Source organism: Pantoea sp. At-9b (assembly GCF_000175935.2).
Classification (GTDB): Bacteria; Pseudomonadota; Gammaproteobacteria; order Enterobacterales; family Enterobacteriaceae; genus Pantoea.
Window position 1 is genome coordinate 41,782 of the sequence record NC_014839.1, and the last position, 18,134, is coordinate 59,915.

14 protein-coding genes are annotated in these 18,134 nt (G+C 56.4%); 2 read left to right on the forward strand and 12 right to left on the reverse strand.

Annotated elements, in window-relative coordinates:
• Positions 1-78: 78 nt before the first annotated feature.
• Positions 79-318: a hypothetical protein gene (locus tag PAT9B_RS24145; RefSeq protein ID WP_013511919.1), complete on the forward strand. Its 240-nt coding sequence runs from the start codon at positions 79-81 to the stop codon at positions 316-318.
• 406 nt (positions 319-724) lie between these two features.
• Entirely contained in the window at positions 725-1,201 is a 477-nt protein-coding gene (locus PAT9B_RS24150; RefSeq protein WP_223300513.1) for a hypothetical protein, read from the forward strand.
• A 241-nt stretch (positions 1,202-1,442) separates the two neighbouring features.
• Here the strand turns inward: PAT9B_RS24150 and PAT9B_RS24155 are convergent, their stop codons facing one another.
• The 12 genes from PAT9B_RS24155 to PAT9B_RS24210 form a co-directional block, all read right to left on the reverse strand.
• Positions 1,443-2,720 (reverse strand): cytochrome P450, encoded by a 1,278-nt coding sequence (locus PAT9B_RS24155; RefSeq protein ID WP_013511920.1) that lies wholly within the window; start codon positions 2,718-2,720, stop codon positions 1,443-1,445.
• A 15-nt stretch (positions 2,721-2,735) separates the two neighbouring features.
• Positions 2,736-4,472 (reverse strand): ABC transporter ATP-binding protein, encoded by a 1,737-nt coding sequence (locus tag PAT9B_RS24160; protein WP_013511921.1) that lies wholly within the window; start codon positions 4,470-4,472, stop codon positions 2,736-2,738.
• Positions 4,463-6,226, reverse strand: a complete 1,764-nt coding sequence (locus PAT9B_RS24165) for an ABC transporter ATP-binding protein (protein ID WP_013511922.1) — start codon at positions 6,224-6,226, stop codon at positions 4,463-4,465. Before PAT9B_RS24165 ends, PAT9B_RS24160 begins: the two co-directional genes overlap by 10 nt.
• Entirely contained in the window at positions 6,204-7,679 is a 1,476-nt protein-coding gene (locus PAT9B_RS24170) for an ABC transporter ATP-binding protein (RefSeq protein WP_013511923.1), read from the reverse strand. Before PAT9B_RS24170 ends, PAT9B_RS24165 begins: the two co-directional genes overlap by 23 nt.
• Positions 7,679-8,431 carry an ABC transporter permease gene (locus tag PAT9B_RS24175; protein WP_013511924.1) on the reverse strand — a complete coding sequence of 251 codons (753 nt, stop codon included), beginning with the start codon at positions 8,429-8,431 and terminating at the stop codon, positions 7,679-7,681. The genes PAT9B_RS24170 and PAT9B_RS24175 overlap by 1 nt, the downstream gene beginning before the upstream one ends.
• Positions 8,428-9,375, reverse strand: a complete 948-nt coding sequence (locus PAT9B_RS24180) for an ABC transporter permease (protein WP_013511925.1) — start codon at positions 9,373-9,375, stop codon at positions 8,428-8,430. The genes PAT9B_RS24175 and PAT9B_RS24180 overlap by 4 nt, the downstream gene beginning before the upstream one ends.
• Positions 9,372-10,859 (reverse strand): ABC transporter substrate-binding protein, encoded by a 1,488-nt coding sequence (locus PAT9B_RS24185; RefSeq protein WP_013511926.1) that lies wholly within the window; start codon positions 10,857-10,859, stop codon positions 9,372-9,374. Before PAT9B_RS24185 ends, PAT9B_RS24180 begins: the two co-directional genes overlap by 4 nt.
• Positions 10,860-10,918: 59 nt before the next feature.
• A complete protein-coding gene (locus PAT9B_RS24190) occupies positions 10,919-13,117 on the reverse strand; it encodes a TonB-dependent receptor (RefSeq protein WP_013511927.1) in 2,199 nt (732 codons plus the stop codon).
• 132 nt (positions 13,118-13,249) lie between these two features.
• A complete protein-coding gene (locus PAT9B_RS24195; RefSeq protein WP_013511928.1) occupies positions 13,250-14,203 on the reverse strand; it encodes an AraC family transcriptional regulator in 954 nt (317 codons plus the stop codon).
• Positions 14,204-14,490: 287 nt separating this feature from the next.
• Positions 14,491-15,816 carry a salicylate synthase gene (locus PAT9B_RS24200; RefSeq protein WP_013511929.1) on the reverse strand — a complete coding sequence of 442 codons (1,326 nt, stop codon included), beginning with the start codon at positions 15,814-15,816 and terminating at the stop codon, positions 14,491-14,493.
• 15 nt (positions 15,817-15,831) lie between these two features.
• Positions 15,832-17,436 carry a (2,3-dihydroxybenzoyl)adenylate synthase gene (locus PAT9B_RS24205; RefSeq protein ID WP_013511930.1) on the reverse strand — a complete coding sequence of 535 codons (1,605 nt, stop codon included), beginning with the start codon at positions 17,434-17,436 and terminating at the stop codon, positions 15,832-15,834.
• Positions 17,429-18,133 (reverse strand): trans-aconitate 2-methyltransferase, encoded by a 705-nt coding sequence (locus tag PAT9B_RS24210; protein WP_013511931.1) that lies wholly within the window; start codon positions 18,131-18,133, stop codon positions 17,429-17,431. Before PAT9B_RS24210 ends, PAT9B_RS24205 begins: the two co-directional genes overlap by 8 nt.
• Position 18,134: the final 1 nt, after the last annotated feature.

Genomic DNA, 18,134 nt, shown 5'->3' on the forward strand with positions numbered 1-18,134 from the left:
TAACTTTCCGGATAATCCTCGTACCGCACAATGTACAGGTTCCACAATGGCAGCCTGCATTTGTGCTAAGTGGTTTAAATGAATATCCAGCTGATGAAAACCGCCATTGTCGCCCTGTGCCTGGATGAACTGGAGAAGCGCGAGTTGCAGTTCGGTCCCAAACTCCGCCCGTGTTTTCCCTCATGGTTTCCTGCTGAATGGGACGATGGTGTGCAATATGATGCACTGTGTGAACTCCTTGAGGAAGGAGTGATTAGCCTGGTACCCAGGGGCCAAGATTTCGCAGATGGATTTCTGATGAAGATAAGCCACCGGTAATACAGTGACGTGCTGCGGTGATACGCGCTTGTCACTTGTGTTCATCGTGGCGCGATTTATCTCCGGACGCCGGGCTGCCACCTTCCAGTAAAGGGTGCAGACCGGTTTCCCGTGCCGGTATTATCAGGTAATCTTGGACCGGGTATTACTGAGGACGATGCTTCATATTTGTCAGAAAAAGGAAGACTGAAACTATGATGACCAGTTCCACCGTTATCACCTAAATGCAGGCCGACAGGTTGCTTGGTGTGCGTCTCGAGAAATCGCTGGGCGGTGTGAAAGACGCGGTGCTGGAGCAGGCGAACCGCGTACAGCTGGGTGCCAAACGGCTTGTGTATTATACTTCCTCTTTACCGACAACTACCAGGATGTATGTGCAAACCAGAAAAGTGAGGACGAGCGCTTTATGGAAGCTCTGGTTCAGCTGGTAAAACGGCATGACGTGATCGGGAGGATGTTTGAGATTTACGTGGATCACCTGTTGCGTAACAACACGACTGATCGCCTGCAGCGTATCCAGAAAGCTCTGATAAAGAAAGGCGCGAATATCGCCACCTCTTCCCTCACGAATCAGGCGTTCAGTTCGGCCATCGTTGCAGCCATCGGTTACAGCTTCGGGGCCACCATCGCGATGGATACGAAGCTCGCCAAAATTTCAGCAGCGTCAGCGACCATTGTCAGTTACTACGGGTATGTACAGGAAGCGGCAGATGCAGCCTGCCGGATCAGATTACAGCTCCCCGCCTTTACTCAGCACTCTATGCCGAGAAGCTGGAAATGCTCTATTTCATCATTGAGCCGGTCATCAGCAAAAATGCCCACCTTCATTCTTTCCCGTCGTCAGAAGATGAAAAGGCACCAGGAATGCAGTCAGTCAGCATAGTCATTCTTGTAGGTCACTGGATTGTATTCTATTTCCAGATACAGCACGTATGTGTATTCGGCTATCATCAAATAACCTACCATACAGGTAAAGTGAAAGAATAAATTGATCAAGAAAAATTAAAGATTAATAAAGTTTTTCTTAAACACCTTAAGTCCCCTTCGATAAGGTAAAAAAACAGAACTGCCAGTTTGCGGTTCTGTAAGTAAGGACGAATGAGGTCTGATGGGGTATGGATCCATTACCGTTTAACAAATCGCACCGGCATTTTTCGAATCCCGGTGTGTTTATTACTACGTACCCAATTAACCTCACCCTCCAGCATAAATCCATTCACCTGCTGCAACAGATGACGCAAAACAACACGCATTTCCAGCCTCGCTAATTGCGCGCCCAGGCAACTGTGTCCCCCGCCACCAAATGCCAGATGCAGATTTTTCTGGCGGCCAATATCAAACGCAAAAGGCTGCTCATAATACGCATCATCCCGGTTAGCCGATGCCCACCATAACGTCACTTTCTCTCCACGGCGAATCAGTCGGTCGCCGATAACCACATCGCGCGTTGCCGTACGACGGTTATAAGGCGTGGGTGAAGTCCAGCGCAGAATCTCGTCGAGTGCCGAATTCATCAAACTGCCGTCTTGTTGCAGGCGCTGCCACTGCTCTGGATGCTGAATAAACGCCAGAATGCCGCCCGCAATGGCGTTTCGCGTGGTTTCCAGCCCCGCCACCATAACCACGCTGAACACCATCAACTGTTCCAGCGCCGTCAGTTTCCCCAGCCCTTTAGGTAACTCGCCTGTCACAGCCAGCGACACAATATCGCCGCCTGGGTTCTGGCGTTTTTCTTCGACGAACTTATGCCCATAGGCCATAAAGTTCTTCATCCCTTGCTGGCTACTGACGCTGGTTTCACCCAGCTGACGGTCTGAATAGTCCAGCACGGCGTTAATCCAGGCAAAAATCTGATGGCGATCGTCGTGTGGAATGCCGACCAGATTGGCGATCGCAAACAGGGGCAGCTCCGCCGCGATGGCAGAGACGAAATCGACGCTTTCCTGTTGGAGCGCGGCCTGTACGGCAGAACCGGCGGCGGCAGAGAGAACCTCCTCCATCGCCGCCACACGGGCATTGGTGATCGCCGGGCCAATCAATCGGCGTAGCGCTTTATGGCGTGGATCATCCATCATATTGATTACCGAACCCGGCCCCATTTCGCGTGGCAAATCCTCAATCATGGTTCCGCCGCCTTGCCGATCGCCACCACCGGCGGAGGAAAAGGTGTCGTTGTCTTTCGCGATGGCAGCAATATCGTGATAGCGCGTGAACACCCAAAATCCTTCACCATCAGGAGTGAGCGCGGTCCGCGGATGGAACAACGCCCCATTGTGGCGACGCAGTTCGGTGAACACCTGATGTGGAAACCCGTGGCTGAACAGGTCCAGATTGGTCAGATCCACCTCTGGCAACGGCCAAAACTGCGCACCCTGTTCACTGTTGATAATCGCTTCGGACATCGTTACCTCCCCGGTTTATTGCAGACGCCAGCCTTCAGCGCGGTTGCGTGCCTGCCAAAAATCGGCATAGCGACCACCTGCGGCCAGTAATTGCTGATGAGTGCCCTGCTCGATGATGTGCTGCTGATCCAGCACCAGAATCTGGTCCGCGTTTTGGATGGTCGAAAGCTGATGGGCAATGACTAGCAACGTGCAGCGATGGTGCAGCGACTGTAACCCGGCGGTGATCGCGGCCTGGTTCTCGGCATCGAGGGCACCCGTGGCTTCATCCAGCAGCAAAATCGGTGCGTTTTTCAGCAATGCGCGGGCGATGGCGACGCGCTGGCGTTCACCGCCAGAAAGCAGGCCACCACCCTCGCCAACCTGACTTTGCCAGCCATCCGGCAGGCGTTGCAACAATTCTTCCAGGCGCGCCAACCTGACCACCTGCGCAATCTCCTCTGCATCGGCCTGTGGCTTACCAATCAATATGTTTTCCCGCAGGGTGCCACTGAACAGATAGTTGTCCTGAAATACTGGCGCGATCAGTGCCATATGTTCACGGCTGCTTAACTGCCGCAGATCGGTGCCCCCCAGCGTGATACTGCCGCTGTCGGGATCAAAGAAACGCGCGATTAGACGCGTAAGGGTGGTTTTACCTGCGCCAGACAGGCCCACCAATGCCGTGGTGGTGTTGGCGGGGAGAGTAACCGACACATTTTTCAGGATGGGACGTTCAGGTTGATAGCCAAAGGTCACGTTATGCAGCTCAATGCTGGCTTCGCCGCTGTAAGGTTGCGGATCGTCTGTCTGCGGCAGAGGTTGTTCAGCTAGTACCCGTTCCACCGCATCCATCTGCGCAGAAGCCATACGTATGCCCGATCCATAGGCGGCCACTTCGGTCAGGGGATCAATCACCCGGTTAATCAGCACCAGCAACGCCAGCAAGGTGACCAACTGCTGCGGATCGTTATCAGTCAGCCCCAGCCAGGTCACACTGGCCATCAACGTGAGGAAACTGAGTTGCGCCAGCCAGGAGTTAGCCAGTAACGGCGGCAACACCAGCCATAGCTGGCGTTTACTGGCCCGATTTTGTGCCAGTAAAGCAGCATCAAAGTTGGCATGCCCCTGCTCGCCGCAACCGTGAGTTCGCAACACCATTTGGTTCTGCGCAAACTCCAGCATACGTTCGCTGGCCTCCGCCGTGGCATGGTGAACTGCTTCGTCTGCGGTGCGACCCAGCTTGCCTGCCCACCAGTAAACAAGTGCCACCAGGGGAAAAATCACCAGAGCAATCAGGGCAATACGCCAGTCGAAGTAAAAGGTGATCACCACCACCACCAACGGTGTCAGGGTAGCGCGCATTAACGGGCTTAATTGATGTGCGGGTAGCCCCAGAATTTCCATCACCCCCTGACTGAGCAGCACACCAAGCCGGCTGGTATTGGCGGGGTTGAACCAACCCAGCGGCAAGGTCACTACATGGTCACCGATGCGGTGACGTAAGGTATTCAGCAGTGCAATCGCAACCCTGAAGCCTCCCAACGAGGCTGCGTAGTTGAGATACCAGGTAAGCAAGGTACACAGTGTTAGCGGCAATAACCACCATGTAGCGCGCACGATATCATTCTGCAGTAACGCCTGAATGATCGGTACGACCATCGCAAAAGCGATGCCCTGCACCAGACAGAACAGTACCATCAGGATCAAGTAACGTTGCAGAACCTTCGCGTTATCTTTGCCCAGTAGTGACGAGAGACGGGTCAGCAGCATATCGCCTCCTGAGAGGATGAGAACTGGGCCTGCCACAGACGCGCGTATTCACCCTTGTTAGCCAGCAACTGGCTATGGGTGCCCTGTTCCGCGATACGCCCATGCGCCAGCACCACGATATTGTCGGCGTTCACCACCGTGGCGAGGCGGTGGGCCACCACCAGCAACGAACGGTTACCCTGTTGGGAAATGAGTTTAGAGAGCGTGTCCTGAATGGCTGCTTCTGATTCCGCATCGGCCTGCGCGGTCGCTTCATCCAACACCAGCAACGGCGGTTCCTTCAGTAGCGCTCTGGCGATACTCAATCGCTGCGCCTCCCCGCCCGACAGGCGTGCATCTTCGCCATAAACCGACTGATAACCACGCGGCAGTTGCACAATGCGTTGATGAATATTGGCCGCCTGTGCCGCTGCAATCACTTGCTGATCGGTGGCTTGAGGATGACCCAGCGCGATGTTGTCTCTGATACTCAGTCGCAGCAGTCGTACCTCCTGAAACACACAGCCAATCTGGTGATAGAGATGGTCGGTCGCTATGTGCGCCAGATCGACACCCCCCAGCATAATCCGGCCAGTATCTGGCTCGGCAAAACGCAGCAATAGTTTCGCCAGCGTTGATTTTCCCGCGCCGGATGCTCCAACCAGCGCCGTTACCGTACCGGGTTCCAGCGTCAGGGATACATCACGCAAAATCTGGCGATCGGGTCCGTAGCTGAAGCTGACGCGATCAAAGCGCACCTGATTGCCCGCATTAAGCATCACCCGCTCCGGCTCTTGTTGTTGCGGAATCGCCAGTAGCCCGCTCAGGCGACTAAAAGCCCCCTTCGCCATCTGTAAGGACTGCGCACTGCTGCTTAAGGTGCCAATGGGCACCGAGATCCCTAGCCCCAACACCGCAAACGGCAGCAACTGCCAGATATCCATCAAACCGAGATGAATAAAAGTGACGCCCCCAACCAGCACCAACAGCAACAGGGTGATCGGTGCAATGATTACCCCTGAGAGACTTTCCGGTTTGATTAACGGGCGCACCCAGTCGAGAAAAAAATCACGAAAGCTGTCCACCGCCCGGCGATATGCCTGATGGGCAACACCGTGTTGGCCGAAGGTTTTTACCACCGGTATCCCCTGGACAAACTCCACCACCGAGCGATTGACCTGCTCCAGTTCCTGGCCGTATTCCGCCATTTTTGCCTGGCTGGCGCGCATAATCTGGCGATAGAGCAGAAAAAAGAACGGCAACGGCAGCAGCGTGATCAGCGTCATCAGCCAATCGATGGAGAAGAGGTAACCATAAACGCACAGGATAGTGGCGGCTGCGTTAGCCAAGTTTGGATAGGCATGCGCCACCAGATGATGAATCGCGGTTACGTCATCCTGCATACCCTGCTTAATTCTGCCGCTGCTGTTGGCGCTGAACCAACTGAGCGGCGCGTGCGCCATACGGCGCGCTAACTGGCGGCGAAGCCACAACGAGAACGCATTGTCAGCCAGATGGGTGGTGAGATCGGCCAAGCCACGCAATGCCAGTCCTCCTCCCAGGCAGAACGCTGAAATTTTTACGATATGCCAGGCCGCAGCGGCACGATCTGCCTGCGCGCTCATCAGCACCCGCGCCAGTTCAGTCAGGCCAATCAGCGGGGCCAGCACCAGTACTGATGAACCCAGCTGAAGTACCACCGCCAGTGCAATCCAGCCGCGTACCGGGCGTAGTAACCCGGCCTGCTGAGGTTCAGTTTCGCACGTTGAAGTCATTACCAATCTCCTTGTCAAACACCGCGCCGAAATCAGCCTCACCACCACTGAGATGCAGACTCGCGGTGCAAAGCTGTCTGGCTGCCGGTAAATCATGAGTAATAAAAAGTACGGCCATGCCCTGCGCCAGTAACTGACTCAGCAGTTGCAAAATCGTGCGGGAGCTAAGCACATCCAGCGCCGACGTCACTTCGTCGCAGATAAGCAGCCTCGGCAGACCTGCCAGCGCACGTGCCAACGCCACGCGCTGTTGTTCACCGCCAGAGAGCTGCCGAGGCAAGCGGCGGGCGTAATCGCCAGGCAATCCGACCTGATGTAGCAGCGCTGCCACGCTGGGCGGCTGGGGTAATAGATAACGATCAAGCGCCTGTTGCAGTTGCTGTCCGACACTGCGCAACGGGTGCAGGGAATGGGCTGGATCCTGTGGCACCAGCGCGATGGCGCGCTGCTGTTCGCGGGAGCGATGACGCACATCACCCGCCAACGGTTGACCGGCAAGGGTGATAGCGCCGTGGTGGGATGGATGTAAACCGGCCAGCGATCGTGCCAACGTGCTTTTGCCAATGCCAGATGGCCCGGTAACCGCAAGACACTCTCCTGCCGACAGCTCGAAATCCAGCGCGGGCAATGACGTTGGTCGGGAATACCCCGGCTGCCAACGTGAAACCCGCAGTAATGGCGCTTCCTGATTAGCAACCGGGAGTGACAACGTCACAGGTGACAGCCACTCGCGTAACAACGGACTGTTAGGGGAGGCGAAAAGCTGCCGGGTCTCACCGTACTCCAGTTGCTGCCCGTTGTGCAGCACCAGCATCTGCTGCGCCAGCTCCGTCACGGCATTGAGTTCGTGGCTGATCAATAACAGGGCGAACCTATATTGCCGCTGTAACTGGCGCAGTTCCGCCATCATCTGTTCACGGTGCAGCCGGTCTAACCCGGCAAAGGGTTCATCAAGGATAAGTAACTGCGGCCGTTTCAATAACACCCGAGCCAATGCGACCTGGCGGCGTTGCCCACCTGAAAGCTGGTGGGGGAAACGTTGCAGGAAGGCGTTATCCTGCGGCAATCCGAGCGAGGCCAGTATCTCGCTAATTGCGTTAGCGTCACCGTGATAAAATTCATTGAGTTGACGCCGCACGGTCATGGTGGGGGTCAGTTCCTGTGCCGGCTCCTGACCAAGCCAGGCGGTATGTCTGAATCTGAGCTGTTGCAGCTGGTGAGGAGATGCCTGCCATACCTCGCATCCGCAACAGACAATTTGCCCGCTGACGTGACGCTGCCCGGTGGTCAGGTCACCCAGCAGCGCGCGACCAAGGGTGCTTTTCCCCGCTCCGCTGCTGCCAATGATTGCCAGAGTACCTCCCGCAGCCAGCGTGAAGTTTATCTTCTGCAACACCGCATCACCCTGCGCGTTGCAAATCGTCAGGCCAGACACCTGCGCGACCCAGGTCATTAGCTTTTGCTCCAGCGGTCAGTCTGCAAACTGATCACCACCACCACCAGCGCGATACACAGCGCAGGTAATAACGCTGCCCAGGGATTAAGCATCAGTCCGGGTAATCCATCACGGACCATTGACGCCCAGTCGATCCCTCCAGGACTGGTGATGCCGAGAAAACTGGCCGAGGTGAGCAAGTAAATCGCCGCGACCAAACGGGTTGTCCCATCGGCAAGAATGCCGGGAACTATCACCGGCAGGACTTCGCGCCACAACAGTAACGGCAGCGCATCGCCCGCCGCACGCGCGACCTCGACATAACCAGTGTCGAGGATGGGGTCCGCCAGCGAACGCACATAGCGCATGGTAAAAGGGATATTGAGTAGCGTAATTCCGACCAACAACGCGATCTGATCAGTGCCAAAGGCATAGATCACACCAATCAGTACCAGCAGGGGGGGCATGTACAGGAGCGGATCGAGTAACACCACCAGCTTTCTCCCGCGATCGGGTAAAGCAACCAGCAGCAGCGCCAACAAGCAGCCTAAAGATGAGGAGCAAAATGCACACAACAGTGGGAAAAACAGAATATTGCGGCCACCACTCAGCAGTCGGCTCAACACATCGCGTCCCAGACCATCACTCCCCAACCACATATTTTCACCCGGCAGTTGCCAGGCCAGACCAAGGCTACGTTGTGGGTTAAACGGTGCCAGCCACGGGCTGCAGATGATCAGGACAATCATCACTAAAGCGGCGGTTCTCACAAGCACCTCCGCCAGGGATCGAGCCAAATCGCCAGGATATCCGCCGCCAGCCAGCACAAGGCAGTAATCAGGGCCAGCAACATTGCCACGCCCTGAAGCAAGATGACATCGCGAGTATTCAGCGCTGTCAGTAGCAACTCGCCAAGGCCGGGAAAGCCAAATACGCGTTCCACCACCACGGCACCGCCAATCAGATAGGGCAAACTGGCAGCAAACAATTGCGCCAACGGACCGACTGCTTGAGGCAGCAAATGGCGGCTCACCAGCGTCAACCCGCGCACGCCGTTAAGATGTGCGCTGAGGATATTCGGAGCGGCAGTCAACCTGATCAACGAAGCGCGCGTCATGCGCAGCAAATAACAACCGCTGATCAGCGCCAGGGTCAACGCAGGGAGAACCAGAATCGACCATTGGTCGCTGATGTGGCCGGAAGGAGGCAACAGGGAAACCGCAGGGAACCACCCCGCCCCAACCGCCAACAGCAGGATCATCAGCGTAGCGACAATAAACTCGGGGGTGCTTAATCCGCTCATCGCAATGAATGACAGCAGCCGATCCTGCCATTGATCCCGATGCATCGCCGCCAGTACCCCGCCCGTGCCGCCCAGCAACAACATCCCGCTGGCAGCCAACAATGCCAGCACCCCACTACGCTGTGCGGAAGGGATAATGATTTCGGCCACCGGTTGCTGGCTGATAAAGGAGACGCCGGGATCACCACGCCAAATACCGCTAAGCCACTGCCAGTACCTGGCGAAGACCGGTTGATCAAGGCCGTACTGATGACGCAGTGCCTGCAACGCCTGGGGCGTCGCGTGTTCACCCAAGGCCTGCACCGCCGCATCACCGGGTGCCAGCGCGAGAGTGAAGAAGATCAACATGCTCGCCAGCCACAGCAACAACAGAGTGCTGAGCAGACGCCAGAGTACAAATCGGCCCATCATTGCCCGGTCACCATCCGGGCATTGCGGAACAAGGGAATGCCCTGGTTCAGTTCAACGCCCTGCAAAGGGGTTACCGCCGCCGAGAGCTGATCGCGATAACCCCAGAGCAGATACGGACCTTGTTGCCACAACTGTTGTTGTAACTGGTTGAGTTGCTGCTGTTGACGCTGCGGATCGAGCGTTTTGCGCGCCTGCTCAACGCCAGCGGCAAAATCGTCCGGATACCACCCGCCATAGTTATAGGGGTTGTCATGACCAAACAGCATCGGAATCGCCGCCAGGAAGGGACGATTTAACGTGAACATCGACAACATCTGCGCCTGATGCAGACGTGGAATATCCCCCAGATAGTCGGCGGCGGCTACGGTTGCAACCCTAAGGATGATGCCCACATCAGCCAGTTGCTGACGTAGCAGTTCTGCCGCATCGTTCAGCCCTGGGGTCAGATCGGCGGTCAGCAAAGTCAGTTGCGTGATGTCTTTTTTCCGCAACAGCGCCTGGGCTGCGGCAACATCGGTCTGGCGTTGTGGGAGTTGATTGTCAAAACCACTTAGCCCCTGGCCGAACACATCGTTACCTCGATAGCCATAACCGCCGAGGACCACATCAAGCAGCTGCTGGCGATTCACCAGCGTTTTTATCGCCTGCCGAACTTCGACGTCATCAAACGGTTTCACCCGGGTGTTCATGGCGAAGTAATAACCGCTGGCATTCGCCACACCGCTGCGAATGATTTGCCATCCCTGACGTCCCGCCACGCTGCGAGCGCTGCTGACCGGAATGTCAAAGGCATAGTCCGCCGCACCACTCAGCAACGCGTTGACCCGTGCCGTGGCATCAGTCAGCGGACGGATCTCAATACGATCAAACCACGCCGCAGGATGCCAGGCATAAGGGTTGCGATTGAGCAACGCACCATTCTGCGCATTAAAGGACGTGACCTGATAAGGGCCGCTGCACACCGGAATCGCCGCATCACCTCGGCCCTGTTTCCATACCATGCTGGCGGCAGTCAGCACCGTGGTCACCAGATCGGCGCGTGGGCGGGTAAGCACCAGCTCCAGTTCCTCTGCGTTAACAACGCGGCTGGCGGCTAAATCGACATCGCTGAAGAACCCGGCAAAACCGGGAGACGCAGCCAGAAAGCGCAGACTCGCCAGCACATCATCAGCCGTCAGTAGCGACCCATCTGAAAAGCGTACCCCGGAACGCAGTGACACAGTCCAGCGTGTAGCATCCGGGTTGGGAGTGATGGCACGGCTCAACTGATAGTCTGTTTTGCCCTGCCTATCCGCCACCAACACATCACAAACATTGCCGGTTACCACCCAGGGGTAATAGGTTTGCGCACGCCCATAATCGAGCGTTTCACTCTGGCTGCCCAACATCACTACCCGGAGAGTACGGTCAGTTGCAGCCTGCACGGTGGGCAGAGCAATTGTCACAACCAGGAACAGCCACCCTGACAGGCGTAATTTCATCATTTTTACATCCGGGCTAACTAAATGACGCGTCCGGATAAAACACCGGACGCAGCGCGTAATCAGAATCTGATTTGTGTACCAACACCCAGCACACGACCGTGCCCAACGGTGACCGCCTCGCTGCCGGGTCCGTAATACAAACCGATGTACTGTGGACGTTCATCCGTCAGGTTTTGACCAAATACGTAGACATCGAAGGAAGAGAATTCCAGCCCCACTTTGGCGTTGTAGAGCTGGTAGGCATCAAGTTTGAAGTGACTGCCGACATCCGCTTCACGACTGCCGACATATTGATGCTGTGCCAGGGCGAAGATATTGGCCTCCGGCAGCCCCAGCCAGGCGGCAGAATCGTAATATTGCAGCGTCAGGTTCGTGTTGAATTTCGGCACCGCTGGTACCCGGTTGCCATCGCGAGCACCGGATGAAGCCGCAACATCATCCGAGACATTGCGTAACTCCGTATGGGTGTACCCCGCTCCGCCACTGACCTTCCAGTGTTCTGCCAGTTGCAGAGAGCCTTCCAGTTCCACACCATAATTGCGGGTATCCATCGGCTTGGGCACGAAGGTGAATGACGCTGAATCCAGCGCGAACAGGTTTTCATCTTTGACCGTGTTGTAGAACAACGAGGCATTCAGTTGAGCGCGCCCGTCGAGGAAGCGATTTTTGCTGCCGATTTCGTAGCTCCACGATGAGGAGTCTTTATAAGGCTCATCCTTCAAGCCGCTGGGGGCGTTGTTGGTGAAGTTGGGGAATCCCCCGCTTTTCGCGCCGCGTGCCACGCTGGCATAGATCGTCGAATCATCCGTCAGGTCATAACTCAGCGCCGCACGGCCTGTCACCATGTCGTAATTCAGCACCCCACTCTGATTGAAGGATGCCACCGTGCCGGGGAAACCGTTGGAACGATACAGCGATTCATAGGTTTTACGGTCATGGGTATAGCGGCCACCTAACGTCCCTTTCAGTTTTTCGGAACCAAACAACGGTACAGTCATCTCACCAAAGGCGGCATAGCTGTTGGTGGTGTAATCCCCGTTACGCGTACCGTTGGTGGAAGAGAAGAACGCTGAATCATATTTGGTGGTCAGCTTGTAGCTGTCATGCAGGTAGTTGATGCCGCCGACCCAGACAATATCTGCGTCATCGAGGCTACTCAGGCGCAGCTCCTGATAAAGGCTGTTCTGGCTTTCGTCGTAAGTGCTCCAGTCAGTGGCTGGAATAAATGCTGACGTCGGCATACCGAACACCTTGCTGAACGTCAGCGCCTCGGAGTTATTGGTCAGGTTTTTAAAATCGTAATGGTTCACCGCAGAAACGGAGGTGAACTGCATCTGATCAAACTGACGATTGGCGGTTAAGGACAGACCGGAGATCTCACGATCGACCCAACCTTTAGGGTCCAGTTCTACCGTGGGAAAATTCGGCCCATTTTTCAGAATGAAGTTGGACGGCGTGTTGTTGTCCCGCTCGTAGTTGCCGGTCAGCACAAAGCGGGTGCGGTCATCAGGGGTGAAGACCAGCGAACCACGGAACACCCCGGTTTCCACCTTACCTAACTTGCCGCCTGGTGCCTGGTTATCCACATCGGCACCCAGGTTGGAATAGGCGGCAGAGAAGCGCCCGCCAAGACGGTCCTCAATCAACGGCCCGGACACCGTTAACTGCCCGACGTTCTCGGATTCACTGTTCAGGCCCGCTTCCGCGCGCAGTGTGCCTTCGAAGGTATCGCCCGGCTGGCGCGTGGTGATGTTTATCGCCCCGGCCTGTGCATTGCGGCCAAAAACCGTACCTTGCGGGCCGCGCAACACTTCAATCCGTTCGACATCCAGGAAACGCAGATCCGAACCGAAGGCCGGTTGCGGCACGCCATCGATGTAGGTCACAACCGACGTATCATCAAAACCGAGCGGCTGTGCCATCGGCCCAACACCACGAATCGACATATAGGTCGAACGCATATCCCCCAGCGAGCTGAAGCTGATGTTTGGCACGTCACGGATCAAGTGCTCGACATCATCAATACGGCGATCACTCAATGTCTGGCGATCAAACAACGTCATGCTGACCGGGACTTTCAGCGGATCTTCTTTTACTTTACGGGCGGTCACCACCAGGGTTTCTTCTTTTTTACTATCAGTGGTTTGTTCCGCAGTGAAAGCCGGGGCTGAAATCGCCAGACCGCACAGCAGGCAAAGAGGTTTGATGGTGGTAGTCAGATGTTGTTTTAAACGAAGCTGGTGTGAACTGGTGCGCATGACCATCCCCATGGTATTGAAACAGAGACAAAAAAAACGTTTTTATATCTGTCACAATTGTATGGGGCGGTCATACGACCCCCTAGTTAACTCAGCTATGAGCAAAGCCAAATGAGTTATGTTTTCAGCCAGTCAAAGGCTGAGAGAATCACGCGGAGGCATACCAAATTTGCGCCGATAGGCCGTAGAGAAGTTACTGGGATGCTGATAACCAACATAATAGGCGGCCTGCTTTACCGTCCATCCTTCAGACTCTAATCCCTGACGGGCACGAGTCAGACGCTGGTCGCGCAGGAAGGCAAAAACTGACTGCCCCATTACTGCCTGGAACTTACTTTTCAGTGCACTGACACTGATGCCAACATCACGCGCCAGGTCGCACAGGCAATGGTTGCTGTCCAATTCAGTGACCAGCTTATCCCGCACTTTCAGCATCCGCGCTACATCCCGATGAGGAGCCATCACACCGACCTGAGGCAAATCCTGGTCTGCTGCACGCAGTACCTGCGCCATCAAATCCAGTACGCAACTATGGGTCTGTAACCGACCAATCACGCAGTTATCGCAAAAGCCAAACAGCTCATTGGCCCGGTCAATGGTGTACTGCGGGACGATAAACCCGAAGACATGGTTACGTTGCAGAATTCGTTCGACCTGCTCCGCCAGCTCTTTATCGCTTATGCGCTCCGGGGCTGCCTGAATCACCAGGCTACGGCAATGATGCCCACGTGGATTACGACACCACAGGCGCATACGATCTTTAGTGGCAATCACCTTCGCCATGCCCCTCTCTGCCGGCAAAGGACTGCCGTCATCGAGATGATAATTGGGTTCGTCACCGTCGAGCGTGAGTAAAATGGTCAGGCAATGCTGTAGCGTGCCGCTGCGATGATCATCACCGTTGGCGGTCAGCTCGTTGAGGCAGAGGTTTACACCATAGGGCAGCGTGACCGTTTTGATTGTCCCGTCGAACTCGCCAGACTGACGGACCGAGCAGTTGGCATTTGCCAGCTCGTAGTCATAGCCCCATTTGTGCGCCATATCGGTTAACTGCTGCAGAGAATGTAACTGGTGAGTGGATTGCATAAAAACCCTCTTTTGTAAGTACCCGGCTGGCGAAGTGGTCAGGTGCTTAGTTCCCGAAACGAAACTCAGAGAGTCATCATACTGAGGCTTTCTAAAATGTAAATAATAATCATTATCAATTCTTGACGCTTTCCTGACAATATCACCGTGCAAAACAAAACCAGTTAGACGGTATGACAGCCTCATTATATAAATGCCCTCTTCGAATGAAGAGGGCACAAATGCAAGATACTCATTAATCTGAAAATTCCAACGGGTCACCTGCCACTTTGGTCAGGCAACATCCGTCATTTCACTTGCTCAACCACCAAGTAAGGAGCCACACTGGAAAGCTTCTCACAGGTCTCCGTCAGTTCACGTAACGCATTCGACTGGGCAATCACCCCGGCTCCGGCCTGGATCCAGCTTCTGTGCGCATCCTGAAATGCACTGCGCAGGACCAATGCTGCCTCAAACGATTGATCACCTTCGAGCATCAATATCGCACCGGAGTAAAGTTCACGCGGCACCGCTTCCAGTTTGAGGATGGCGGCCAATGCCGGGATCTTGGGAATACCCGAGGCCGTGATCGCCGGGAACAGCACATCAAAAGCATCCCAGGCATCGCGCCCTGACGCCAGTTCACCCCGCACCTGCGAACCCAGATGTTGCACGCTGCCCCTTTCACGGACCGACATCAGATTGGTGACCGCCACCGAATCATTTAGGCACAGCGTTTCCAGCTCCTCGATGGCTGCTTTAACCGAGATAACGTGTTCCACTATCTCTTTGCTATCGCTTTGCAGCTCAGCCCGATTGTAAGCATCTTCACCCGCAGAACCGGATAGCGCACGGGTACCCGCCAGCGGTTCACTGGTAACGATGCCCTGCTCAACCGTCACAACCATCTCTGGGCTGAAGCCAGTGGCGGCAAACGCCCCCTGTTGCAGTAAGAAACTACGTGCCGGGGTATTGGCCATTCTTCCGCGCCAGAGAGTCGCGGGCATGTCGATACGTTGTGACAGCGCCAGAGCACGGGACACAATCACCTTGGTGTATTCACCTGCGGCGATCTCTTCAAGCGCGTGTGTCACCCGCTGCTGATAATCTTTCCCCTGAGCGGTCAGGTCGGCCAGCAACGTAGCGCCAACCGGTGCCGGGGAGGTGTCCTGTAATTGCTGGGCGAGCCGCTGGCATTGGTCTGCAGTCTGCGCCAGGATCCTGACTTCCCCTGCGTCAAAAACCAGTTCATCACGCGGCACCAGCAACGACAGTAGTGGCCACTCACCGGCCGGGAAAGGTAGCCCGCGAATGCTGGCCGCGTAGTTAAATCCGGCCATGCCAAAAACACGTTGTCCTGCGCTGGCATGTTGCGCACTGAACTGGCGGGCGTAATGCGCCAGAGACGAGGTAACCGGTACCGTCTGGCAGCCCGCTTCGCTTTCGGTTGTTGCCTGGGTGCCATCGGGTGAAAGGGCTAAACTTGCGCGTTTACCCAGACCGACATACCAGCAGGGTGGCCGTTCATAAACGTAGTAATCCTCGGTCGGATTCTGCCGGATAAGGCTGACGATCGCGGCCAGCGTCTGATCTGCGGGCAAGTTGAGCCGAAGCTCGGTGCGTGTATCCGTCATGTTGGCTCCTGAAAATTAAACCGCCAGCCGGGTGGCCAGCACGTGTTTATTGATTTTGCCAATCGGTGTGAGCGGGAAAGCATCCACCAGTGTCAGTCGATCCGGCCATTTAAATGACGCGACTTGTTGCTGCTCAAGGAATGCCCGCAGTTCGGCCAGCGTGAAAGGGGTATGGGCGATGACCACCGCATGGATCGCTTCCTGTTGCTCTCCGTCTGCATCTGCCAGTACCGTCACGTCACGCACCAGCGGATGCGCCCGCAGACATTCCTCGATTTCATCGGCGGCGACCGATTCCCCGTGGCGGTTGATCATGTCGCGCGTGCGTCCCTCCACCAGCAGTTCACCGCCAGGCAACTGCCGCACCCGATCGCCGCTGCGGTAAAATCCCTCAGAGGCAAACGCCTGCCGATTGTGTTCAGGCGCACGATAGTAACCACGGATGGTGTAAGGCCCGCGAACCAGCAATTCCCCCGCCTGCCCTGTGACCACGGCTTGGCCCTGCTCGTCCACCACCCGGATCTCATCGTCGTCACACAATGGTCGGCCCTGCGTGGTGGTTATCCGTTCGGGCGAATCATCCAGCCGCGTGTAGTTCAGTAACCCTTCCGCCATGCCAAACACCTGTTGCAACTGGCATCCCCACTGGGCCAGCAACTGGCGAGCAGCATCGGCTCCCAACCTGGCACCACCCACCTGGACCAGCCTCAGCGAGCTGAGATCCGGTTGTTCCCATTCCGCCGCTTCCAGCCATAGCGTTGCCAGAGAAGGCACCAGCGCCGTCAGCGTCACGCGGTGCTGACGAATCGCGTCAAACGCATCCTCCGCAGCCGCCGTGGCCGGGACTACCACACAACCACCACGGGAAAAGATGCCGAGGATGCCCGGACAGGCGAGGGGAAAGTTATGTGCCATCGAAAGCACCGCCATATAACAGTCATCCGGCAGCACATGGCAAAGCGCGGCGCTGGCGCGAAAGTTGTAGTGATAATCGGCGTGGGTGCGTGGGATCAGCTTGGGTAACCCGGTAGTGCCGCCTGAAAGCAGCAGCAAAGCGATATGTTGGGCCGCATCGCCGGGCGGCAACCCGTCAATCGCCGGAGCCTGGCTGGCGGCAAAACGCTCGCCTGCGATGGAAAACAGGCGATGACAATCAGGGGCGTTATTACGCAGAGTCTGAGCGTCGATGCCCGTCTGTTCGGCGTCACTCAGGAACCAGCGCGCCTGTGCCAGCTCCACCACGTGCAGGATTTCACGCTGGCGATGGGCGGGTAACATCAGCACGGGCACCGCTCCGTTAAGGATCACCGCGAACAAGGCCACCACAAAATCGGCACCGTTAGGCAACTGGATAACCACCGTTTCTCCGCTGCGCATCCCTCGCTGCCTGAGGTCACTGGCGAAGCGACGAGCCTGAGTGATCAACTGTTGATAACTCCAGCTGCGGCCCGGTTCGATCAGAGCAGTACGTTCACCATACTGCCGCCATTGCAGAATCAGCTGTCCGAGGGTTTCCGGCTGCCAGTAGCCGCGTTGCGTATAACGTTCAGCCAGTGCAACCGGCCAGCGCATCTCCTGTGGCAGGATGCGATGATCGGGGTTCGCAATCGGTTCAGACATACAACACCCCCGCCTGTGCAGTCAGACGTTCGGCGTGCAGCCCGGTTTCACGGGCCAGATCGTCCAGCCCAAAGGTATGCCAGACACTCCGGTTACGGATCACCTGCGTGGCACTGGGGCCGCCGCTTACCGTCCAGCATGACGTCAGCAACATGGTATCGTTGGGTCCAGGCTCGCCTTCGAGGGTGGCGTGATAGTGACGCTGGCCGATAGTCTCACTGGCCAGAGTCATGGTCGGCAATACCGTCGGTTTCTCGACCGGCAGCAATTCCACGAACACCGGCGCGCCAGGCTCGAGTCGTGGCAGCAATATCGACCACAGCGCCTGGCGTTCTTCAGTCGTCAGGTGTCCCAGCACCCCAAAGGCCACAACCGCCCCCAGTCGCTCGGGTAGCTGCAACTTGTCCACCGTGTCCGGGATAATCGTGACGCGCCGCCGCAGCTCAGGCTGCTGTGCCACACAATGCGTCAGCACCGCGCGCATCGCCGGAGATGGTTCCACCGCCAGAATATCCACCAGCGGGACGGTTTCGGCGATCGCCAGCACTGTTCGTCCGGTGCCCGCACCGATATCCAGCACCGGATCATGAATATCGGTGAAAGCTGACAGCCGCTCACGCAGCGCGGTTTCACCCGCAGAATGCGCACGGCCAACCAGATCGTAAAACTCAGCGACCGGTGAGTAGAAGTCTTCCATA